At 34.9% G+C, this 21,878-nt stretch carries 20 protein-coding genes and 3 other annotated features; of the genes, 18 read left to right on the top strand and 2 right to left on the bottom strand.

What is annotated here, in order from left to right:
- Positions 1-31: 31 nt before the first annotated feature.
- Entirely contained in the window at positions 32-982 is a 951-nt protein-coding gene (locus tag BJL90_RS18250; RefSeq protein ID WP_070971446.1) for a hypothetical protein, read from the top strand.
- A 43-nt stretch (positions 983-1,025) separates the two neighbouring features.
- Here the strand turns inward: BJL90_RS18250 and BJL90_RS18245 are convergent, their stop codons facing one another.
- Entirely contained in the window at positions 1,026-2,441 is a 1,416-nt protein-coding gene (locus tag BJL90_RS18245; protein WP_070971444.1) for a sodium:solute symporter family protein, read from the bottom strand.
- Positions 2,442-2,586: 145 nt separating this feature from the next.
- Positions 2,587-2,827: a binding site (T-box leader), on the bottom strand.
- A gap of 461 nt (positions 2,828-3,288) precedes the next feature.
- Here BJL90_RS18245 and BJL90_RS18240 point away from each other — a divergent pair.
- Entirely contained in the window at positions 3,289-3,609 is a 321-nt protein-coding gene (locus tag BJL90_RS18240; RefSeq protein ID WP_070971442.1) for a hypothetical protein, read from the top strand.
- Between the two features lie 84 nt (positions 3,610-3,693).
- On the opposite strand, the gene tnpA is transcribed toward BJL90_RS18240, so the two are convergent.
- On the bottom strand, positions 3,694-3,915 hold the full coding sequence (gene tnpA / locus BJL90_RS21610; RefSeq protein ID WP_081562272.1) for an IS200/IS605 family transposase: 222 nt from the start codon (positions 3,913-3,915) through the stop codon (positions 3,694-3,696).
- A 172-nt stretch (positions 3,916-4,087) separates the two neighbouring features.
- Here tnpA and BJL90_RS18235 point away from each other — a divergent pair, with 172 nt between their 5' ends.
- The 16 genes from BJL90_RS18235 to BJL90_RS18165 all read left to right on the top strand — a co-directional run bounded on the left by BJL90_RS18235 (position 4,088) and on the right by BJL90_RS18165 (position 21,805).
- A complete protein-coding gene (locus BJL90_RS18235; RefSeq protein ID WP_070971440.1) occupies positions 4,088-5,332 on the top strand; it encodes an RNA-guided endonuclease InsQ/TnpB family protein in 1,245 nt (414 codons plus the stop codon).
- Positions 5,333-5,679: 347 nt separating this feature from the next.
- Positions 5,680-5,929: a binding site (T-box leader), on the top strand.
- Positions 5,930-5,992: 63 nt separating this feature from the next.
- Positions 5,993-7,678: a biosynthetic-type acetolactate synthase large subunit gene (ilvB, locus tag BJL90_RS18230; protein WP_070971436.1), complete on the top strand. Its 1,686-nt coding sequence runs from the start codon at positions 5,993-5,995 to the stop codon at positions 7,676-7,678.
- Positions 7,671-7,967, top strand: coding sequence for an acetolactate synthase small subunit (gene ilvN, locus BJL90_RS18225; protein ID WP_081562090.1), 297 nt, complete (start codon positions 7,671-7,673; stop codon positions 7,965-7,967). Before ilvB ends, ilvN begins: the two co-directional genes overlap by 8 nt.
- Positions 7,968-8,049: 82 nt before the next feature.
- Positions 8,050-8,307, top strand: a binding site (T-box leader).
- Positions 8,308-8,428: 121 nt separating this feature from the next.
- Positions 8,429-9,718, top strand: a complete 1,290-nt coding sequence (gene aspS / locus BJL90_RS18220; protein ID WP_070971433.1) for an aspartate--tRNA(Asn) ligase — start codon at positions 8,429-8,431, stop codon at positions 9,716-9,718.
- A gap of 10 nt (positions 9,719-9,728) precedes the next feature.
- The gene (gene gatC, locus BJL90_RS18215) at positions 9,729-10,013 is read left to right on the top strand and encodes an Asp-tRNA(Asn)/Glu-tRNA(Gln) amidotransferase subunit GatC (RefSeq protein ID WP_070971430.1); all 285 of its coding nucleotides are present in this window, start codon (positions 9,729-9,731) and stop codon (positions 10,011-10,013) included.
- 10 nt (positions 10,014-10,023) lie between these two features.
- Positions 10,024-11,496 carry an Asp-tRNA(Asn)/Glu-tRNA(Gln) amidotransferase subunit GatA gene (gene gatA, locus BJL90_RS18210; RefSeq protein WP_070971427.1) on the top strand — a complete coding sequence of 491 codons (1,473 nt, stop codon included), beginning with the start codon at positions 10,024-10,026 and terminating at the stop codon, positions 11,494-11,496.
- Positions 11,497-11,498: 2 nt separating this feature from the next.
- Entirely contained in the window at positions 11,499-12,932 is a 1,434-nt protein-coding gene (gene gatB / locus BJL90_RS18205) for an Asp-tRNA(Asn)/Glu-tRNA(Gln) amidotransferase subunit GatB (protein ID WP_070971424.1), read from the top strand.
- Positions 12,933-13,145: 213 nt separating this feature from the next.
- Entirely contained in the window at positions 13,146-14,480 is a 1,335-nt protein-coding gene (gene glnA, locus BJL90_RS18200; RefSeq protein WP_070971422.1) for a type I glutamate--ammonia ligase, read from the top strand.
- A 103-nt stretch (positions 14,481-14,583) separates the two neighbouring features.
- Positions 14,584-15,132 carry an ANTAR domain-containing response regulator gene (locus tag BJL90_RS18195; RefSeq protein WP_236904950.1) on the top strand — a complete coding sequence of 183 codons (549 nt, stop codon included), beginning with the start codon at positions 14,584-14,586 and terminating at the stop codon, positions 15,130-15,132.
- Positions 15,133-15,340: 208 nt separating this feature from the next.
- Positions 15,341-16,972 carry a methyl-accepting chemotaxis protein gene (locus BJL90_RS18190; RefSeq protein ID WP_070971416.1) on the top strand — a complete coding sequence of 544 codons (1,632 nt, stop codon included), beginning with the start codon at positions 15,341-15,343 and terminating at the stop codon, positions 16,970-16,972.
- A 317-nt stretch (positions 16,973-17,289) separates the two neighbouring features.
- Positions 17,290-17,913 (top strand): aminotransferase class V-fold PLP-dependent enzyme, encoded by a 624-nt coding sequence (locus BJL90_RS23200; protein WP_335617807.1) that lies wholly within the window; start codon positions 17,290-17,292, stop codon positions 17,911-17,913.
- A gap of 533 nt (positions 17,914-18,446) precedes the next feature.
- Positions 18,447-19,646 carry a tungsten cofactor oxidoreductase radical SAM maturase gene (locus BJL90_RS18180; RefSeq protein ID WP_070971413.1) on the top strand — a complete coding sequence of 400 codons (1,200 nt, stop codon included), beginning with the start codon at positions 18,447-18,449 and terminating at the stop codon, positions 19,644-19,646.
- 107 nt (positions 19,647-19,753) lie between these two features.
- The gene (locus BJL90_RS18175; RefSeq protein ID WP_070971410.1) at positions 19,754-20,098 is read left to right on the top strand and encodes an ArsR/SmtB family transcription factor; all 345 of its coding nucleotides are present in this window, start codon (positions 19,754-19,756) and stop codon (positions 20,096-20,098) included.
- Between the two features lie 123 nt (positions 20,099-20,221).
- Positions 20,222-20,350, top strand: a complete 129-nt coding sequence (locus BJL90_RS23100) for a hypothetical protein (protein ID WP_257786390.1) — start codon at positions 20,222-20,224, stop codon at positions 20,348-20,350.
- A 226-nt stretch (positions 20,351-20,576) separates the two neighbouring features.
- Positions 20,577-21,116, top strand: coding sequence for a thioredoxin family protein (locus BJL90_RS18170; protein WP_070971408.1), 540 nt, complete (start codon positions 20,577-20,579; stop codon positions 21,114-21,116).
- Complete coding sequence (locus tag BJL90_RS18165) at positions 21,113-21,805, top strand: cytochrome c biogenesis CcdA family protein (protein ID WP_070971404.1); 693 nt, start codon at positions 21,113-21,115, stop codon at positions 21,803-21,805. The genes BJL90_RS18170 and BJL90_RS18165 overlap by 4 nt, the downstream gene beginning before the upstream one ends.
- Positions 21,806-21,878: the final 73 nt, after the last annotated feature.

Here is a 21,878-nt window from a genome sequence, read left to right as displayed (position 1 = left end):
GTTAATAAGGAAAGCAGAAAGGGAGATCAGCATGGAAAAAACAGAAAATAGCGATAAGCTATCCTTGCTCTTGACCGGCTTAATATGGACTTCGGGAGGACTTGCAGTTTTCTTGTTTATGATTAAAAGCTTTGGTTATGTCCTTTGGATTGCTGCAAGTATTGCTTACATAATAGGATTTTTATTGAAACCCCTTATAATGACGGTACGTGAAAGTAGAGATAGACTAATATCCTTTAGAGAAAAGATGGTCTTGGGGCTTAAGGGTTTTTTTGTGTTCTCTTGTGTATATGCTACCTATGTGATTTTTGTCTCTGCTTTATATGATTTGTATTGGAGCTATTGGGTGTTGTTGGGAGCTTTTTTACTATTAGCTGCTATGGCAAAGAGAGAACAAAAAAAGGAAGATGACTTAGCAGAAGAAGCACAAGAGGAGGTAAAAGGATTTAAAAGACTAAAAAAAGCAGGAGCTATCTTGTTGTCAGCTACATTAACTACAATTAATTTTTATCAATTTTATGTTCCTTATAAGGCAATTACTCTTGAGAATTTAGCTATACCTGACACTATTTCCATACAAAAAATAGATGAAACAGATGCTAGTCATTGGGGAGGGTATTCACTATACTTACAGCGAGAAACCATCCTAGTAAATGAGGAGGAAATTTTACGTAAGTTAATAAAATCACTGGAAGGAATGAAAGTTAAAAATCTTCGATATATTGAGGAGCTGAATTATCTTAAAATGCAGCGAATGGAAAAATTTTATTACTCAGGATATATAGATTATGAAGGAGTGAGCGTTTACCGGGAAACCTCAAGTGATACAACCAAGTATATCTATGGTATAGAAATTTATCCAAATGGTAGTGTATACTTGCTTCTAGCTACAGAGGGAAGAAGAAGAATACAAAATTTTTCAGTAGCGTTAGAATATAAGATGATTGAGGAACTATTAAAAGGGAAAATGATTTTACAATAGAATAAAAAATAAAAAAGAAGAGGTTTTCCTCTTCTTTTTTTTACTAATTTTCCAATGCTTCTGTTGCTGCAATAGTAGCTACAGGATTTTTGTCAAATACAGGTATAATTAAAAATGTTATTAAACATACAATCCATTCTAAGTAAATAACATGTGGAACTACCCTTATAGCCGGTACAAACTGCCATAAAACTAATACAATAATTCCTACCAAAGTGGTGTAAAAAGCTGAGTTCTTTCTGCAGAGTCCCGGAGCAAATACAGTAAATAAAATGACGATAGTAAAGGCAGTTGTTAAACTCAATGCAACCAGTAAAGTTTTAACAATTGCAACGACTGTTAAGGCAGCGATATAGGAGAATATTCCCAATATAGCTACACAGACCTTTGTAACGATATAAAAGTTTTTGTCACTTACACTAGGATTGATGAATCTTTTATAAATGTCCTGTGAAAAGAGGGTAGCAGAGCCCAATAATAAATTACAACCTGTAGAAATTCCTGCCGCCCATAAGGCTGCCAAGGTAATTCCTGCGATAAAAGGATTTAAAGACATAATAACTTGGGGTAAAGCTAATGTAGCACTAATGTCTGGGAAAATCGTTCTTGCTACGATTCCCATTAAAGCCGATAAAAATCCTATAGGAATCATCAATAGACCCCCAAGAACAATGCCGTTTCGAGCGGTTTTAGCGTCCTTAGCACTGCAGGATATTTGCACGGTAGCTTGTAGAGACATTACTTGAGTAATCATAACAGCAAACCATCCTATAATGACTACCCATCCCAAACCATCAGTTAAATGAAAGTAGGGTATTTCAGCAGGTAGCTGTGCAGCAACGTTAGCAATACCTCCCTGTGAAAAAATGGAGATTAAGGTAGCTGCTATAATTCCGACATAAATTAAAGCAATATTTAGAAGATTGGTAAAGCCTGCTCCCATCATACCTCCAATAAATGTAATGCCCACAAAAAGGATTGTGCTGGTAAGCATACCGCTTTGAAAGGTAAATATTTGGGGTAGAAGAGATGCTAAAATGGCACCACCGGATACACATTGTAGCGCTGTAATTACCAATTGAATGGTAATCTGTCCAATCACACAAATAATACGTCCTTTGGTATCATAGTATTTTTCAAATAATTCCGGTACAGTTGTAACGTTTAAACTTCTGTATTTAGCTGCTGCCGCTAAACCCATAATGATAGCTCCTGCCCCCCAGGCAACATTATACCAACCTGCGGCTAAGCCTACATTATAAGCTTGTTCAGCAACACCGATAGTGGAGGCTCCACCTATAGCTAAACCAGTAATTGTAACCGCTACTAGAGGGGTAGTTAGTTTCCTACCAGCCAACAAGAAATCTTCACTGCCTTTAGCAGCTAGTCTACGGGCATGCATACTTAATGCAAATAATGCAAAAATGTATAATAGCACAATAATCAAAGGGATATTCATTTGATACATACCTCCTGTTTTTTTGTTTTTGTTAAAATTTTATAATATAATCTGATTACTTTTATCAACAGTCTTTGCCCTTTGCTGTCATTTTTTGATGCAATTTAATATATCCGGATATAAAAAAACACATCTGTCCATGATATACAGGGACGAATGTGTAATACGCGGTACCACCCTACTTAATTCCATCTACTTATATTATAAATAAATAGAATTCTCTTTATTTTCTGTAACGTAGAAAATACGGATCAGCCTACTTAAACAATAGATTTGTTCAGCCTACAGCTCAAGAATGTATTTCGCTATATTTTTCAACTAGTTTCCACCAACCACTAGCTCTCTGAATGAATTTTACAGCTACTTCTTTCCTTCATCGCTTTATCAGTTTAAAGTTATAGTGTTCATAGTAAATTTACTTAAAAATAAGTATATAAATTTTTACAAATTTGTACAAATATTAAAAAAAGCTAATTTGACACTTTAGCTAAGATTATCCAGTTATATTAAGAATTTTCTTTTATTTTCTTAATATTATACTTTTCTTAAATGCAAGTTCAGAGGTGTTTGCCTATAACTATTTGCCTGTAACTATAACTAAAATTAAACAGTTAGTAAAGTTAGGTAATATTTGATTTACAACCTAAATCATGGAGATAAGGTATGAATAAAACAAAACCCCTGAAAATAGTATAAATATTTTAACAATATAAAAATTTCAAACAATATATAAATTTGTTAAAAAAGATGATATAATGTAGAAGTATAGGGCCCAAGTACTAAATAATGATGCGCATTTTATTGAAAGGGTTTTATAGAAATTCCACATCAAAGGTGGTAGAAGTTAATGAATGAAAATATACATGAGAAGCATATGGAAGCAATTATGCAGTTAGTTGAAAGCTTAGGAATGGATGGTGCGGATGATTATCTTTGTCAAGGGCTTATGAACACATCAAAAAAGGTAGCTGTCTTTAGAGAAAAAATCGCCAGTCTTAAAGATAGTTTGCAACAATCAACAAACAGTGATGAAATATTTCATTTAGAATGTGATATTAAAAGTGCTAGAGAGCTTTTAGATCAACTGTTATTAGAGTTAAAAGCAATGGATGAGCGTTACATATGCTTTAGGAAGTACTTAAAAGAAAAAGAAAGCGTAAATTTATAAAAGATGCCCGAAAACCTCCGTTGTCTATCTCGGAGGATGAAAGGGCATAAAATCAAGGTGGTTCGATGCCACCTTGATTTTATACTACACGAACTTCTGATTCTGAATATACTTTTGAATTATTTCAGCACTTACAGTTCCAGCAGTACCGATATAATATCCCCTGCTCCATAATCCACTACCCCAAAATTTAGATTGTTTTAGCTTGGGAAATCCTTTAAATATTTCATTAGCAGAAATCCTTTTAAGTTTTCTAACTATATCAACTGGTGCAATAGTTGGAGGTGCAGAAACGAAAAGGTGAATAAGTCATTAGCATTTGTTTTTAATTTGATAGCCAATATTTTAATTTCAGTATATAAATCTTCGTCTATTGTGGTATTAATATTTTTTCTTGCCACTTTTAACACATAGTTGACTATGTAGCAATAATATGTTAAAACAAAAACATATATAACAATGTTAAGGAGGTGAGAAAATGAAGTTATCGTTTAAATTTAAACCAAGTTTTACAGTAGAGCAATTAAGTATTATACAAGAATTATCTTTCCATACAACTAAACTATATAATATAGTGAATTATGATTTAAGAGAAAAAGGCTTTAAATCCTATGTAGATATTGAAAATATCTACAAGACAAATTGGCACTCAGATTTTCTACATAGCCATACAAGACAACACTGTTTTAAAATGGTAGAGCAAAATTGGAAATCGTATTTTGCAAGTATCAAAGACTATAAAGAAAATCCACATAAATACAAAGGACTTCCTAAGCCACCTAAATTTAAAAATATGGAAGATAAAAAGAATGAGATTGTATTCACTAATCTTGCTATAAGGTTTAGGGAAAATACATTCATGTTATCTCTTTCTAAAGCAATTCAGAAGACATTTGAGGTAGAGAGTTTAAATTTTGAAGTTTCTAATAAACTTCAAAGCCTTATAAATTGGAATGAGTTGCAACAAGTTAGAATAAAATGGGATCATTCTTTAAAACAATGGTACTTAATTATCATCTACAACAAGCAAGAATTAGAACCAGTAAATAATATTAACATCATGGCAATAGATTTAGGGCTTGATAATCTTGCTACTATAACATTTAAAGAAGGTAACGAAACATACTTATTTTGTGGTAAAAAACTCAAAGGAATCAATGCTTTTGTAAACAAGAAAATCGCTTATTACCAAAGTATTGAAATGAAGAAAATAGGCTCAGATAAATTTAAAAATACCAAAATGATTCATTCTTTAAGAAGATATAGAAATAACTATGTTAATGATTATCTTCATAAAACAAGTAAAAATATTATTGATAAAGCAATAAAACATAAAGTAAAGAAAATAGTTATAGGTAAAATTAAAGGCATTAAGCAAGATATGAATTACAATAAGTCCTTTGTTCAAATACCTATACAAAGACTTACTGAATTAATAAAATACAAGGCTGAACTACAAGGTATTGAAGTTAAATTTAAAGAAGAAAGCTATACAAGTGGTTGTAGTGCCTTGGATTTAGAGCCAATAGATAAAAACCACTATAATAAGAGGCGCAGAGTAGTTAGAGGGTTATTCAAATCAAGCTTTGGATTAGTCAATAGTGATGTGAATGGCTCGTTAAATATATTAAGAAAAGAAGAAAAATGTATTCCTGAAATAGTGCAAGCTATGAGGGATAAAGGGAGTGTGTCCTCCCCGTTGAGAGTAAGGGTTGCCTGTTGAGGTGGAAACTTAAATATCAAACCTCTCACGAAGCCACCGTTGCTTGTCTCGGTGGTAGTTCACAGGAATTAAAACAATTAGGGGGGAAGATTTTTGTCTCAATAGGTTGAGGAGAGGAGTAATCTCCCTGTTTTTTTAAAACAAGTTTTGCGTGTACTGCTTATAGCGACTGGAAATGAAATAGATATATATTTGCTTTTGACTAGAATCTTAAATAATTGCACAATGAAAGTGAAATAAATAAAAATTTGTACAGAAAAATACAAAAAAGCATTGACTATAATCTTCAAAAATATTAGAATAGTCTTACAACATCTTGTGTTGAATTGTATTGAAAAAAATAATATAAAAAGGCTTTGATGAGGAGGAGTACATATAGTCCCGAAGTATAGAGAGGAAATGATGGTGGAAAATTTCCCTGAAGGATATGTGGAAGGTAGCCTCTGAGCTGTGAACCGAAATTGTAAAAGAGTAGACTTCAACGGATTCCCACCGTTATAGGGGAAGTAGTATCGGAAATGTCCTGTACTATATTTAAGCAGTGTACTTTTTGTACAAAATTAGGTGGTACCGCGGAGAACAACCTTCGTCCTATTATATTATAGGATGAGGGTTTTTTATTTTTTTAAAATCTATTCTTTAAGAAAAGGAGAAATGATGATGAAGTATAGTGGCGCTGAAATTATTATTAAATTATTAGAGGAACAGGGCATAGATAAGATTAGTGGCATTCCTGGGGGAACCAATCTTCCTATATATGATGCCCTCAATAAAAGCAGTAAAATACAGCATATTCTTACAAGGCATGAACAAGGAGCAGGGTTTATGGCTCAAGGTATCGCTAGAACAACCGGGAAAGCTGCAGTTTGCTTTGCCACTTCGGGGCCGGGGGTAACCAACTTACTTACAGCCATTGCAGATGCAAAACTGGATTCTGTTCCTATGGTGGCTATCACAGGGCAAGTGCCATCTTCTCTTTTAGGTACGGATGCTTTTCAAGAGGTAGACACCTGCGGTTTGGCTATTCCTATTACAAAACACAACTTCTTTGTACGATCAGCTAAGGAGCTGTTTCATATCATTCCAGAAGCCTTTAAGGTGGCAGAAACGGGGAGACCTGGACCTGTTGTGATAGATGTTCCTAAGGATGTTCAGTTGGAAAAAATCGAAGTTAAAGATTGGCCTGCGAGGGCTGAGGGTAGTAGAGATACGAATGTCAACAAAGTGAACCTAGAAGATATAAAAAAAATGGCACAGATGATCAATAGCTCTAAGAAACCTTTATTATACATTGGAGGAGGCATACTACAGTCAAACTCCCATGAATTGTTATATCAAGTTGCTAAGAAAAACAATATCCCTGTAGCTTCTACGCTAATGGGTTTAGGATGTTTTCCTGCGGATGACAACTTACATTTAGGTATGCTGGGAATGCATGGAGCGCCCTATACCAATCTTATTTTAAATGAAACAGATTTACTAATAGCCTTTGGAGTACGTTTTGACGATAGAGCTACAGGAAGGATTGCAGAATTTTGTCCAAATGCTGCTATTCTACATGTAGATATAGATCCAGCAGAGCTAGATAAAAATAAGCAAACAAGTTTTTCTATCGCTGCAAATATTTATAAGGTCCTGGAGGAACTGATTCCTCTTCTACGCTCGGACTGTCGAGAAGATTGGATTTGCAAGATTGAGGAAATAAAAGAAAAGCATCCTTTTTCTATGCCAGCACCCAATGATTTAGGGCATCCTGTCAATGTTATAAGGCGTATTGGTGATTTAGTAGATGAGGACACCATTATTGCCACGGATGTTGGGCAGCATCAAATGTGGGTGGCGCAAGTGTATCCCTTTAAGAAGCCTCGTAGATTACTGACATCTGGGGGCTTGGGAACGATGGGCTTTGGATTACCGACTGCAATAGGAGCAGCTTTAGCAAACCCGGATAAAAAAGTAGTCTGTATTACCGGTGATGGTTCCTTTTTAATGAATATTCAAGAATTGGCAACATTGGCAGACTTGAATTTAAACATAACAGTAATCATATTAAATAATGGAGCATTAGGTATGGTAAGACAGCAACAGGAGTTGTTTTTTCAAGCAAATTATATCGCCTCCAGCTTTGTTACAAATCCTGACTTTGCCTCTATTGCCACCCACTTTGGCGTAAAGGGATATGATTTTAAAATCTCAGGGGAAATGGAAGTTTTAAAAAATTGTCTATCCGCTACTGAACCTTGTGTAATCAATGTGCCAATAGCTTGTAATGAAAATGTTATGCCGATTGTACCGCCAGGGGCAGCAAATTATCAAATGATGATGGGAGGAAAACAACTTGCATAAAACATCAAATGTTATTATTCAACTTACAGTAAACAATCACCCAGGAGTAATGTCCCATATTACAGGACTTTTCTCCAGAAGGGCTTTTAACTTAGAAGGAATTTTATGTGGAAGATTGGAAAATGGAAAGGTAAGTAGAATGTATTTACTAGTTAAAAAGGACGAAAGGATGGAGCAAATCATTAAGCAATTGGAGAAGCTTTATGATGTGATGGAGGTTTGTGTATGCGAGGATTATAACGCTGCTTTGTTTGATGATATACATGTATTGATTCAGGAAAATAAATAAAAAATATTCAAAAAACTATTGACAATGAAGTATAAAAAAATTATAATTAACAACAATAAATATTGAAATGTGTTTTACACAGATAAAGACGATGATAGGAAGAGTACGTATGTGAAGTAGTTTAAGCGAGTTGGTGGTGGTGAGAGACCAATACGACGCACATATCGAAGAACATCCTTGAGTTTCTAACTGAAATCCTTTGGTGAGAGTAGGCTTAGACGGATTCAACCCGTTAACCGTTGAAAAGCATCGAATAGATAGGCTATTCTGTGCTTATTGAGCTGAACTAATTTATTTAGTTAATCAGGGTGGTACCGCGAAGTAACCTTTCGTCCCTTTTATGAGGAGACGAAGGGTTTTTTTATTTTAAACTTTCATGCATGAAGGTAATGAGTTTTAAGTAGTTGTATTTAATGACCGGTCATTCATTAACAAAAAAATGTTTGAATGGAGTGATCAAGATGAAAAGAAGCTTTATTACAGAAATAAAAGGTGAAGAAGAAGCTGTTTTGTTAAAAGGTTGGATTTACAAAATCAAAAAATTCAAAACATTCGCATTTGTTTCTTTGAGAGATAAAACAGGGGTTGTACAGTTGTTATTGGAGGATTTAGATGCTTTAGAAAACCTTAAAACCGAGATGGCAATAGAGGTAATGGGTGTACCTGTTAAGAATGAAAAAGCGGAGGGAGGTATAGAAATACACATAAAAGATCTAAGCATTATTGGTAATGTTTATTACGATCTTTTGCCCTTTAGCATCAACCAAAAAAAGGTGAATACTTCTTTGGAAATGGAATTAGATCATAGGTATATCAGTCTTAGACGACCTGATAGAAGAGCCATCTTTAAGGTTCAAGAGGAAATTGTAACTGCTTTTAGAGATTATTTTAAGGGTCAGGGATTTTCAGAAATCCATACGCCAAAAATCATTGCTTCAGGAACAGAGGGAGGATCAGAACTGTTCACTGTCAACTACTTTGATACAAGAGCTTTTTTAGCACAAAGTCCTCAATTTTATAAGCAAATGATGGTAGGTGCAGGTTTCGAATCAGTATTTGAAATAGGTCACGCCTATAGAGCAGAGTTGCATAATACTTGGAGACATCTTAATGAATATGTCAGTTTGGATGTGGAAACCGGCTTTATTCAAGATGAAGAAGATTTGATGAATATACAACAACAATTTATTCAGCATTTGTTTCAACATTTAAAAAGTAGCTGTGAAAAAGAATTAAAGATGTATGCTCTAGAATTGCCTGAAATACAAGAAATTCCCCGAATTCCACTATTTGAAGCGCAAAGAATACTATTGGAGGTCTATGATAAAAAATCTCCAGTGGGAAATTTAGATGCTGAAGGAGAAATACTGTTTTCTAAGTATGTAAAAGAAAAGTACAACAGCGATTTTGTATTTTTAACAAAATATCCTGCTGTAAAGCGTCCAATGTATACTATGCCCGATGAAGTCCACGAAGGCATGACAAAAAGTTTCGACTTAATCTATAAAGGGCTAGAGATCACAACGGGAGGACAGCGGATTCATGACTATGAAATGTTGAAGGAAAATATCGTTAAATTTGGAGGAAATCCTGAGGATTTTGGCTTCTATGTAGAAAGCTTTAAATATGGAATGCCCCCCCACGGAGGATTTGCTATGGGTCTTGAGCGACTTACCATGAAGATTTTAGAACTACAAAATATTAGAGAGGCTACTTTGTTACCTAGAGATATGGGAAGGATTACACCTTAGGAGGGATAAAATGAAGTTGACGATTGAAGAAGTAAACTATATAGCTAAGCTTGCAAAATTACAGTTTACAGAGGAAGAGGCACAACGTTTTGCTAAGGATTTTGAAGGAGTTTTATCTCATTTCGATAATTTAAACAAAGAGGATCTAAGTGCAACAGATCTTAATAACTTCCATGAAAGAACACCAGTAATAAGAAAAGATGAAACACAAAACCTTCATAACAAGAAGGAGTTATACCAAAATGTAAAAAAAATGCGGGAAGGTTTTATTGAAATTCCTAAGGTTATAGAATAGAGGTGAAGTCATGAAAATTCAAGAGATGACAATTGAAGAGATCAAAGAGGGTTATAGAAAAAAAGCCTTCACTGTAAAAGAAGTAGTAAAAGCCTATTATGAGAGGATAGCTTCTGAAGAGGGAAGGGTGAATGCCTTTATTACCCTTTGTGAAGAAGAGGCCCTTAAGACGGCGGAAGAGCTAGACCAAAAACTGGAAAAGGGAGAGTCATTAGGCCCACTAGGAGGGATTCCGGTGGCCATCAAAGATAATATATGCACTAAGGGTATGAAAACCACCTGTGCTTCTAAAATGCTGCAGGATTTTGTCCCTCCCTATGATGCTACGATTATCAAAAAATTGAAGGAAGCAGATGCTGTTATCATAGGAAAAGCCAACATGGATGAATTTGCAATGGGTTCTTCTACAGAAAACTCTGCTTTTAAGACCACAAGAAATCCTTGGCATCTTCAAAAAGTTCCTGGTGGTTCTTCTGGTGGTTCTGCCGCAGCGTTAGCAGCAGGTTTTGCTCCGCTAACGATCGGTTCTGATACAGGAGGTTCTATAAGACAGCCGGCAGCTTTTTGCGGCGTGGTGGGATTGAAGCCTACCTATGGTTTGATATCAAGATATGGATTGATTGCTTTTGCTTCCTCGTTAGATCAAATAGGGCCCTTTGGTAGAACCGTAAAGGACTGTGCTTTAGCATTACAGGTGATGCAAGGAAAAGACCTAATGGATGCCACCAGCTATCAAGGGGGGGATACGGAGGATTATTTAACAGATTTAGACAAAAAAATTGCAGGATTTAAAATTGGTTTACCGAAAGAATTTTTCCAAGAGGGATTAGATCAAGAAATTGCTTATAGTATAAAAGAAGCTATCAAGCTGCTAGAAAAAATGGGGGCAGTAGTGGAAGAGTTTTCTTTGCCTATTGTAGATACAGGATTGTCGGCTTATTATATTTTATCTTCTGCTGAAGCCAGTTCTAATCTTGCTAGATATGATGGGGTGCGTTATGGATATCGTGCAGAAGAATTCGAGGGAATTCATGAGTTGATGATGAAAAGTAGGACAGAAGCTTTTGGCAAGGAAGTCAAAAGAAGAATTATGTTAGGTACCTACGTTCTTTCATCAGGTTACTATGATGCCTATTATAAAAAAGCCATGATGATGAAGGAGAAAATTAGAGCTACTTTTAAAGAAGCCTTTGATAAATATGATGTTATTCTAAGTCCTACCTCACCAGTGCTACCCTTTGGCGCAGGGGAAAAGACAGAAGACCCTTTAGAAATGTATTTAGCAGATATCTACACAGTAAATATTAATATTGCTGGCCTACCAGCCATCACAATACCCTGTGGTTTTAGTAAAACCAAACTGCCAATAGGACTACAGTTAATAGGAAATCACTATGATGAAAAGAAATTATTGACCGTGGCCCATCAATTAGAGCAAGAACTAGGAATTTATAAAGAAATAGCTGATTTTAAGGAGGTGTAACTATGATTTTTGAGACCATCATAGGGCTAGAAATACATGTTGAATTACTTACAAAGTCAAAAATATTTTGTTCCTGTTCCACTGAATTTGGTGCAGCACCTAATGAAAATACTTGTCCTGTTTGCACTGGGCTTCCAGGCACTTTACCGGTACTGAATGAAGAAGCTGTTGCATTAGCCATTAGAGCTGGAAGAGCTATAAACTGCGAAATTAATACTGTTAATAAATTTGACAGAAAAAATTATTTCTATCCAGACTTACCTAAGGCATATCAAATTTCTCAATTTGACCTACCTATTTGTGTGAAGGGTTATGTGGATATCGAAGTAGAGGGAAAAAAGAAAAGAGTACGAATTACACGAATTCATATGGAGGAAGACGCTGGTAAGCTGTTGCATTTAGAAGAAGAAGCTACAACATTGATAGACTATAATAGAACAGGCGTACCTTTAATAGAGATTGTAACAGAGCCGGATTTAAGATCTCCAGAGGAAGCAGTTGCCTTTTTAAAAAACCTAAAGGAAATTTTACAATATGCAAATATCTCAGACTGTAGAATGGAGCAGGGGTCTTTAAGATGTGATGCCAATATTTCTCTACGACAGGCTGGAACAGAGACATTAAATACTAGAGTGGAAATTAAAAACCTTAACTCTTTTAAAGAAATTTTAAAGGCTTTAAAAAAAGAAGAAAAACGTCAACAGGAGTTATACCTTTATGGAGAAGGGCATAAAATTCAGCAGGAGACGAGAAAATGGGATGCTGCTAAGGGCAAGACGATTGCCATGAGGAGTAAAGAGGAATCCCATGATTATAGATATTTTCCAGAACCAGATTTGCCTCCAGTGGTCATTGATCAGCATAAAATAGAAGAAATACAAAAAAATCTTCCAGAATTACCAGCAGAAAAAAGGGCCCGTTTTATTGAAAAATACGGGGTGCAAAAGATGCAGGTGGATATTTTGGTAGGGAAAAAAGCATTAGCAGACTACTTTGAAAAAGTTGTGGCACTGGGCGCTACACCAGTAGAAGCTGCCAATTGGATTACTGTGGATATGTTACGACTCCTCAAGGATGAGGAGGAAATACTAGAAATATCTCTAAAACCACAATACATTGTGCAATTACTAAAAATGATTGATGAAGGAAAAATCAGTCGTACTGCGGCGAAGGAAGTATTTGAAGAGTTATGGGGAACTGAAAAAACTCCTGATGAAGTGGTGCAGGAAAAAGGATTAAAGCAAATTAGTGGTACGGAGGAATTAGAAAAAGTAGTAATAGATATCATTGCGCAACACCCTCAGGCTGTAGAGGACTACAAAAATGGCAAATCTCAAGCGGTAGGTTATTTAATGGGGCAGATCATGAAGACTACAGGAGGGAAAGCGAATCCGAAACTGGTAAAGGAAATTATTACAAGTAAACTGAATGATTAGAATATTTTTAATTACAAAACAATAAAAATAATAAAAAAACTTAAAAAAAGTATTGCAATTCTTTACTGTATACTGTATAATATATAATATAAACAAGTTAAATAACTTATGGGCAAAGGCGTCCGCTACAGAGGAAGTAAAGAAATCATTCCTTATGTTGTGGTCGCTTTTTTATATTTAGTCAATAACAATATTAGCAAGGGGGTTATATTGATGAAAACCAATTATAGCAAGGAAGAAATTTTACAAAAAGCAAAGGAGCTTGAACTTGAATTCATTCACTTACAATTCACAGACATTATGGGGGTAATGAAAAACATTTCTATTACCATCGAACAATTAGAGAAGGCCCTAGATAACGAAATTATGTTTGATGGTTCTTCCATCGATGGTTTTGTTAGAATCGAAGAATCAGATATGTATTTAAGGCCAGACCTTTCTACTTTTGTGGTATTTCCTTGGACAAATGGATCTAGGGAAGCGAGGATGATTTGTGATGTTTACAGACCAGATGGAACACCTTTTGATGGTTGTCCTAGAAACACATTAAAAAGAGTATTAAAAGAAGCAGAAGAAATGGGTTATATTATGAATGTTGGTCCAGAGTGTGAATTTTTCTTATTCCATACAAATGAAAGAGGAGAGCCAACCTTAGATACCCATGATAATGCAGGTTATTTTGACTTAGCACCTGTAGATTTAGGTGGAGATGCTAGAAAAGATATGACAATTACTTTAAAGCAAATGGGCTTTGAAATAGAGGCTTCTCACCATGAAGTAGCTCAAGGGCAACATGAGATAGACTTCTTATATGCAGATGCTTTAGCAACGGCTGATAATATCATGACCTTTAAAATGGCGGTAAGAATCATTGCTCAAAGACATGGTCTTCATGCCACATTTATGCCTAAACCAAAGTTTGGTATCAATGGATCAGGAATGCACATTAATATGTCATTAGCAACTTTAGATGGTAAAAATGCTTTTTATGATGAAAGTGATCCTTTGAAACTTTCTAAAGCGGCTTACCACTATTTAGGAGGAATTGTGAAGCATGCAAAAGCTTTTGCAGCTGTTACAAATCCTACCATTAACTCTTATAAAAGATTAGTTCCAGGCTATGAAGCACCGGTATTAATTGCTTGGTCCTCTAGCAATAGAAGTCCTTTAATCAGAATACCAGCAAAAAGAGGAAATTCAACAAGAATAGAATTAAGAAATCCAGATCCATCTGCTAACCCATATTTAGCATTAGCAGCTGTTTTAAAAGCAGGTTTAGATGGTATTAAGAACGAAATAGAGCCACCAGCACCTGTTTGCAGTAATGTATATCATATGAGCGATGAAGAGATGAAGGAAAAAGGTATAGAAGGTCTTCCTACCAACTTGTATGAAGCAATTCAAGAATTGTCTAAAGATGAAGTGCTAAAAGAAGCTCTTGGCGCACATATTTTTGAAAAGTTTTCAGATGCAGCACTGCTAGAATGGAGCGAGTATTCAAGATATGTCAGTCAATGGGAGTTAGACAGATACCTAAGAAAGTTTTAATAGAAAAGGGTGCCTTCAGGGGTAGCCCTTTTCCTCCATTGAATATCTATAAAACTATATTTTGCAGTTTGGGGTGAGTAGTATGAGGGGGTACAGTATTTTAGTGGCAGATAGCGGAGAAACATCCAGAAAATGGATTTACACTGCACTGATGAAGAAGGGGTACAAAGTATATGAGGCTTCTGATGCTGCTGGTACTTTAAGAATTTGTAGAAGTATTTTCCCTAAGCTGGTCTTAATAGATACGGGGATATGGGGCATGAGCCCTCATAAATTGGCTGGAATTATTGAAGGTGATGGACTTTCGACAGTTCTTTTTATTACAAGTAAACCAGATGACTTTTTTCATGAACAGCTTAAAAAAATGAAGGTATGTGCCTATATATCTAAGCCTGTCAATGCACCTCAGCTCTACCAAATGATAGAGTTTATCCTAACAAGTGTTGAAAAAATTAATTTTCTAGAGAAACAGGTAGAGAAATTAGAAAGTTCTTTAGCTGGAAGGAAGAAGATCGATAGAGCAAAGGGAATTCTTATGGAAAAGTTAAAAATGTCTGAAAATGATGCCTATAAACTATTAAGAAAGAAAAGCATGGATGCCTGTACACCTATTGAAAAAATGGCAGAAACAATAATATCTGAATATTCTTAATATAATAAAAATAAAAAAACATCCTTGATGCGTTTTGAACTGCATCAAGGATGTTTTTTTAGGTAGTTTTTTAATGATTTTATAAGATTGATAAAAGGAATTCAGGGTAATATACAGAATAATACAATAATGAGTAATTACTAATTAGTATTTGGTAATAAACATTCAACAAATAAAGTAGTTCATATATTCTACAGGAGGTGCAGTGATGGCAATAAGAAAAGGCTCATTAAATCAGCAGTCAGGAATTGCAAGACAAGCATTGAGAATTTCTAAAGAAATGGCTGCTATTGCAGAAGAAATTCTGACATTAACGCCATTAGATCAGGGGGGAAGTGAAAAACTGTATAAAGCTTTTCAAAAACAGTTAGAGGACGTAGAATATATACTGATATCAAATATGGAAGGTGTCAGTCTAGTACATACGAATCCTTTCCGCGAAGGCATGGTATTTTTTGATGATGTTGCCCGCAGGGGTATAGAATCGAATGAATCAGTTGTACAGGTATACTACCGTGATACAGGAGAAATAGTGATAGATGCTGCCAGTCCTATACGAATAAAGGGAGAACGTCTTTATACTTTGAGGGTAGGTGTCATAAAAATTGAAAACAATTTAATATTAAAGAGTATGATAATGACAATAGTCCCTCTGATTTTAACGATGTTGGTCACTTATGCGGGGGGGATGTCAAGTACTTCACTTTTTGTAGGAGGGGTTACAGGAGTTGTTGCTGCTTCTATTACGGCTTATTCTTTTGTGAAAAATCAGAGAAAAATTATTCATGCTGTTCAAAAAGGCATGAAGAAAGTTGTAAACGGAGACATGACCTTTCACCAAGAAAACCAACGTAAGGATGCTTTAGGGCAATTATTATCTGAAACAAACAAACTTAGCAGAGGCTTAAACATGTTAGTAGGTAAGTTGCTAGATATGGGATATCAAGTGGCTAAAAGTGCCTCTGAACAGGAAATAGCTACTGATGAGGTGCAAAAAGGTACGGAAAGCATAGCTGCCAGCATAGAGGAGATCAGTGCAGGGGCTCAGGAACAGGTAGCAGCAATGGAGGAAGTTTCGGAATTTATACAAAGGGTTTCCATTAATATGCAACAATTAGCTGGAAGTATGAAAACAGCAATGATTTCAGGAGAAGAGGGTATGTTAAAAGGACAAAAAGGAAATCGTGCTATCGTATCTTCTATTCAACAAATGGAAGTAATCCAAGCATCTTTTCAAGCATCTACCTATGTTCTAAAGGACCTAGAGGAAAAGTCTCAAAAAATTGGAGATATTATTCATACGATTACCAGTATTGCAGAACAAACCAATTTATTAGCGCTGAACGCAGCTATCGAAGCTGCTAGAGCTGGTGAATATGGTAGGGGTTTTGCGGTAGTGGCAGAAGAAGTAAGAAAACTAGCGGAGGATTCTAGCCACTCAGCTCAGGAAATCATGAAAATCATTACTGAAACGCAGGAAAAGACAAAGGAAGCAGTAGCAGCTATGGAAGCAGGCAGTCAAGAAGTAGAAAAAGGAAGCCTTGTTATTGGAGAAACAGGGGAAAGTATTAAAGAAATTCTAGATTCATTAGAAAGGATAACAGAACAAATGAAACAGAATGGAGAGCTCACCTTAGCGTTAAATGAAGCTAGTTTTGAATTAGAAAAGAAAACAGCGGCAGTGAATGAAGCAACTCAGACTACTTCAGAAGCAATGCAGGATATTGCAGCAACCATTGAGGAACAAAGTGCTATGTCAGAGGAAATTGCTCATAATGCTAATCTTCTAGCAGAAGTATCAAGAAGCATGCAGGCTTTGCTGAAGCACTTCAGGATTTAAATAGTTGAAAAATATAAGTGTTTCTTCAATATAAGTATGATGTAAAAAAGCATTCTTAAGCCTAGTCTTAATGTGTAATGCATTAAGGCTAGGTTTTTTAGAAGGTATATCCTATTTAAATACAAACAAGAGTTGCTTCTATACCTATTGACTTATGGTAGATATAGAGCTATTATAATAATATAAAATAATAAAAATATAATTATATATTGATTAAGTTACAAGATATATGCAAGTTATATGGGTTCTATCTAGATCTCATAAAAATTTAGGTGAAATAATCTCAATAAAACTTTTGTTTTAAAAGGGGGATTTAAATGGTAGTGTATTTAGATAATGCGGCTACTTCTTATCCAAAACCAAAGCAAGTGTTAGATGCCGTGTATGATTTTATGCTAAACAATGGTGCTACTGCAGGAAGGGGAGCCTATGAACGGGCAATGGAGGCTGATGGGCTAGTATATGACACAAGAAAAGCCATTGCTAATTTTTTTAATTTTTATAATCCTAAAGAAGAAGTAAAAATGAATTTTATAAAACCCTGTACAACAGATGCAGGAAAGATGCAATTTAAAGCTAAATTTTCAAGGGATGTTTCGGAAATATTTCCTTACATAAATGCTATCTTAAACAATGCTACCTATAATAAAAATGCTGGAAGCTTAACTTTTAAGAAGGAATTTAGGATTATCACACTTTTTCCAGAAAAGCTAGCAGTAGCCAAGATTATTAATGAATCAGAAGCTTATGAAATTATGGATTTAGTAAAGACTTTAGTGAATGACACTTATGAAAAGAAAGATGAAATAGACCCTTTGCATGAAATGCGTGAGCAACCAAAGATAATCGATGTTTATAAAAATTTACCAAAATTAAACTGTAAGAAGTGTGGGGAAGGAACTTGTATGGCATTTGCATCGAAACTTCTGCAAGGGCAGTAAAATATAAAAAGATGTTTAGCTATCTACAAAGAAAATTATAGAGAAAAACTATAGCAGGTGGAAAGTATGATGCAAATACTAGGATATGAAGTATAAAATTAAAGTACATTAAATAATTGTACAACTCAAGTAATTAAGTTTTTTTAGGAATATTATAAAGACAAAAATATTAGTGAAGCACAAGCTTTAAAACAGTGGTAAAATAATTAAAAAGATGAAGGTGAATAAGCCAAGCAAGAAATTTGTTTTATGATTAAAGGAGTGAAAAGACGAGAATAGCTGTCATATCCGATATTCATAGTAACATTGAAGCGTTGAATGCCGTCCTTACTGATATAGCCTCCCAAGTATTCGGGATGATAAAGTGAGACAAATTATTAAGCTAGGGAAGGAAATTATCACGGATGCTTCTGAAGAAAGATATAGATGTCTTAAGTACTAAATAGGGAAAAACAGGGAAATTATTGACAAAAATTGTATTTAAGCATAATATATGAGTATAATTAAATATAATCATATATGGGGGAGATAGGATGAAAAAACAGTTTAAAGCCTTAGGAACGGAGATTTTTGCAGCAGGAAAAAAGATTCAGATTGCTAAGGATGGGAGTGTGAAGTTGCCTGTAGCTTTAGAAGGGAAGCAAGAAGCTATATTCGTTGAGACGGAAGGTGGCTATCGACTAATTCCCTTACTACCAGATATAAAGAGAATCTATATTGAGGTTACTACTAAATGTAATTTTGATTGTATTACTTGTATTCGCAGTTCTTGGCAAGATTGTTTATTACATATGGAATGGGAGACCTTTGAAAATATATTAAAAAATCTCAAAGAGTTGCCGGATTTGGCGTCTGTTCATTTCGGCGGTTTTGGTGAACCTATGATGCATCCAAGGATTTTTGATATGATAAAGGCAGTGAAGGAATTAGGTCTAAAGGTAGAAATGATTTCTAATGGTTCTTATCTACAGGAAGAAAATATTCGACAATTAATTGATCTAGAATTGGATATTCTTTTTACTTCCCTAGATAGTCCTGAAGAAGAAGCGTATAATGAAATCCGACTAGGGGCTGACTTTCAGAGTGTTTCTAAAAATATCAAAAATTTGCAGACTATGAAACAGGAAAGAAAAACCAAAAAGCCAGAGCTAGGAATCGAGTTTGTAGCCATGAAAAAAAATTATGCCCAACTACCCAAGTTAATCCGCATGGCTTATGATCTTAGAGCGAATCAGATTATTGTAAGCAATTTGATACCTTATCACGAATCAATGAAGGATGAAATCGTTTACGACATGGATGATACTGGTCGTATGTTTGGAAGTCAATCCCTATTAACCACCATCAAGGCGCAGATGTCCAATATGAAGCTAAGAACAGAACGAAACTGTAAGTTTGTAAAGGATAAATCCTTATGCATCAATTACCTAGGCAATGTTAGCCCTTGTTATGCTTTGATGCATACCTATCATTGTTATATCTATGGGAGAAAAAAAAATATGTATGCCTGTTATTTGGGTAATGTCAATGAAAAAAAGCTTCAAGAAATATGGATGGATTCTGGATATGTGAATTTTAGAAGAGCTGTAAATGAAAACCATTTCCCTTCTTGTACTGACTGCAGATCTTTAGACGGATGCAACTATACAGAGAGTAATGAGATGGATTGCTGGGGAAACAGTCCTTCCTGTGCTGAGTGTCTTTGGGCCAGACAAATCATTGCTTGTCCATAAATATGCTTAAGAAGGCAAAATAGTTCTAAGTGCAACAATGGAAGAAAATTTCTTAATCCAGTAGCTTTTATATAAGTCAAGAGAAATAGGTTTTAGGTGGTGAAAAAATGGATAGTTTGTTCAAAACACTGGGGGACGAAAATAGACTGAGGATATTAAATTTATTAAGAAAAGGCGAATTATGTGTCTGTGAGATTGAAGTAATACTAGAGACAACGCAGTCTAATGTATCAAGGCACTTAAATAAGCTGAAAACTAAAAATATTATTTTTTTTGAGAAGAAAGCTCAGTGGATTTACTATCGAATTAATCCACAATTTATTGAGGAAAACAAGCTGCTTTATGATTTTATGAATGAAAAAATGGATCAAAACAATAAGTTTTTGAAGGATATCGAAAAGTTAATGAAATATAAAGAGGATGGGTTTACTTGTGAATCTTTAAAAAAGTAAAAATTGTACTTCCACCAAAGAGAGAAAACTCTTTGGGCAAAAACTATTCAAATAGACAGCAATGGTTATATTTGATTAGATTTTGTAGAGCGGCTAATTATTGGGTTTGGGCTTCAATTTTTTATGCAAACTGGCTTAGATGTAAAAAATATTTCTATTGGGATAAGAGCATTGGTGGCTATAGCATTTTTTAAGGTTAGTCCAGCTGTAATTATTGTAATATCTGGCTTAGTGGGTTATATATTCTTTTAGATAGAAAAAGGCATCTTAGGCAAGTCATGTGGAAGAAATTTAAAAGCGCATAGAATTATCATATAAAGGATATAAAAAATAAGCCCTTCTCATAAAATTATGGGAGGGCTTATTTTGTTTGTTGTCAGGGTTATTTTACATGTGGTAAATTTAGGTAGAATATGATAATATTATAAAATAAATATATAAAATAATAATTATTGATTTATCAAGGAGGAAACTGATTATGAATGAAAATTATAAAACAACCCCCTCTAAAGGTTTAGCTGTCAAAATACTCATACCTACACTTATACTTATGATCATTGGAGGAATATGGTTTTTAAAAAATGCTGGTAAAAATTCCATAGTATCTGAGGAAGATTCTGATTTTGCCTTACATGTGATCGATGATTTAAATCTTGAAGAACTTAAATCTTATAGATTACCCATTATAATCGATTTTGGTGCAGATGCTTGTATTCCCTGTAAAGAAATGGCACCTGTTTTGGAGGAACTAAATGAAGAACTTCGTGGAAAAGCAATCATAAAGTTTGTTGATGTATGGAAGTACCAGGCTTTAGTAGAGGATTACCCTATTCGCGTTATTCCAACACAAGTTTTTTGGGGCAAGGAAGGCAAACCTTATGTACCATCAAACCCACAAGCAATACAAATGCAAATGTATTCTATGAAAGATACGGATGAGCATGTATTTACTATACATGAGGGTGGCATGACGAAGGAACAGATACTTGCTGTATTAAAGGAGATGGGCGTAGAATGATTAATCAATGGCTAGAGGCTTTATCAAAGCTTATTTCTGAGGGCTTTTGGCTTGCGCCTATGATTGCCCTCTTGGCAGGTGTTGTAACCTCTGTTACTCCTTGTGCATTGACAAGTGTTCCGCTGATTATCGGTTATGTAGGGGGAAGTGGAAATAATGATACAAAAAGAGCATTTAAACTATCATTGGTTTTTGCCCTCGGTATGGCGGTGACCTTCACTATTTTAGGTACAATTGCTTCTGTGTTAGGACAGCTTGTGGGAACTTCTAGTTCCGGGTGGTATATTGCTTTAGGTGTTTTAATGGTATTGATGGCACTTCAAACATGGGAGATCTACAACTTCATACCGTCAACTTATCTAATGACCAAAAGTGCTAAAAAGGGCTATATAGGGGCTTTGATTGCAGGCATATTAGGCGGAATATTTTCATCACCATGTGCAACACCTGTATTGGTAGTTTTGCTTGCTATTGTAGCGGAGAGTGGTAATATCTCTTGGGGTATACTACTTTTATTATTATATTCCATAGGTCATAGTGTTTTAGTTTTAGCGGCAGGAACGTCAATTGGTTTTGTAACAAAAATTACTTCAAGCAATAGATACGGTACTTTTAATAGCGTGTTAAAATATATGATGGGCGGTGTTATTCTGCTTATTGGGTTTTATATGTTTTACTTAGGTTTTTAGAAAAGATGAATTACAGATAACTGTTTTTATATTATAACAAAATATGTTTTCGTGGACTTCTGCATTTTGTGCG

The organism is Clostridium formicaceticum, assembly GCF_001854185.1.
GTDB lineage: Bacteria > Bacillota > Clostridia > Peptostreptococcales > Natronincolaceae > Andreesenella > Andreesenella formicacetica.
This window is presented reverse-complemented; position numbering and strand designations above follow the sequence as displayed.

What these genes read in the sequence shown, in the direction of transcription:
- BJL90_RS18175 (WP_070971410.1), top strand. Translation starts at nt 19,754, where the DNA reads ATGGATAGTTTGTTCAAAACACTGGGGGACGAAAATAGACTGAGGATA.
- aspS (WP_070971433.1), top strand. Translation starts at nt 8,429, where the DNA reads ATGAAAAGAAGCTTTATTACAGAAATAAAAGGTGAAGAAGAAGCTGTT.
- BJL90_RS18245 (WP_070971444.1), bottom strand. Translation starts at nt 2,441, where the DNA reads ATGAATATCCCTTTGATTATTGTGCTATTATACATTTTTGCATTATTT.
- BJL90_RS18170 (WP_070971408.1), top strand. Translation starts at nt 20,577, where the DNA reads ATGAATGAAAATTATAAAACAACCCCCTCTAAAGGTTTAGCTGTCAAA.
- BJL90_RS23100 (WP_257786390.1), top strand. Translation starts at nt 20,222, where the DNA reads ATGCAAACTGGCTTAGATGTAAAAAATATTTCTATTGGGATAAGAGCA.
- BJL90_RS18240 (WP_070971442.1), top strand. Translation starts at nt 3,289, where the DNA reads ATGAATGAAAATATACATGAGAAGCATATGGAAGCAATTATGCAGTTA.
- ilvB (WP_070971436.1), top strand. Translation starts at nt 5,993, where the DNA reads ATGAAGTATAGTGGCGCTGAAATTATTATTAAATTATTAGAGGAACAG.
- glnA (WP_070971422.1), top strand. Translation starts at nt 13,146, where the DNA reads ATGAAAACCAATTATAGCAAGGAAGAAATTTTACAAAAAGCAAAGGAG.
- BJL90_RS18235 (WP_070971440.1), top strand. Translation starts at nt 4,088, where the DNA reads ATGAAGTTATCGTTTAAATTTAAACCAAGTTTTACAGTAGAGCAATTA.
- BJL90_RS18180 (WP_070971413.1), top strand. Translation starts at nt 18,447, where the DNA reads ATGAAAAAACAGTTTAAAGCCTTAGGAACGGAGATTTTTGCAGCAGGA.
- BJL90_RS18165 (WP_070971404.1), top strand. Translation starts at nt 21,113, where the DNA reads ATGATTAATCAATGGCTAGAGGCTTTATCAAAGCTTATTTCTGAGGGC.
- gatB (WP_070971424.1), top strand. Translation starts at nt 11,499, where the DNA reads ATGATTTTTGAGACCATCATAGGGCTAGAAATACATGTTGAATTACTT.
- BJL90_RS23200 (WP_335617807.1), top strand. Translation starts at nt 17,290, where the DNA reads ATGGTAGTGTATTTAGATAATGCGGCTACTTCTTATCCAAAACCAAAG.
- gatA (WP_070971427.1), top strand. Translation starts at nt 10,024, where the DNA reads ATGAAAATTCAAGAGATGACAATTGAAGAGATCAAAGAGGGTTATAGA.
- BJL90_RS18190 (WP_070971416.1), top strand. Translation starts at nt 15,341, where the DNA reads ATGGCAATAAGAAAAGGCTCATTAAATCAGCAGTCAGGAATTGCAAGA.
- gatC (WP_070971430.1), top strand. Translation starts at nt 9,729, where the DNA reads ATGAAGTTGACGATTGAAGAAGTAAACTATATAGCTAAGCTTGCAAAA.
- BJL90_RS18250 (WP_070971446.1), top strand. Translation starts at nt 32, where the DNA reads ATGGAAAAAACAGAAAATAGCGATAAGCTATCCTTGCTCTTGACCGGC.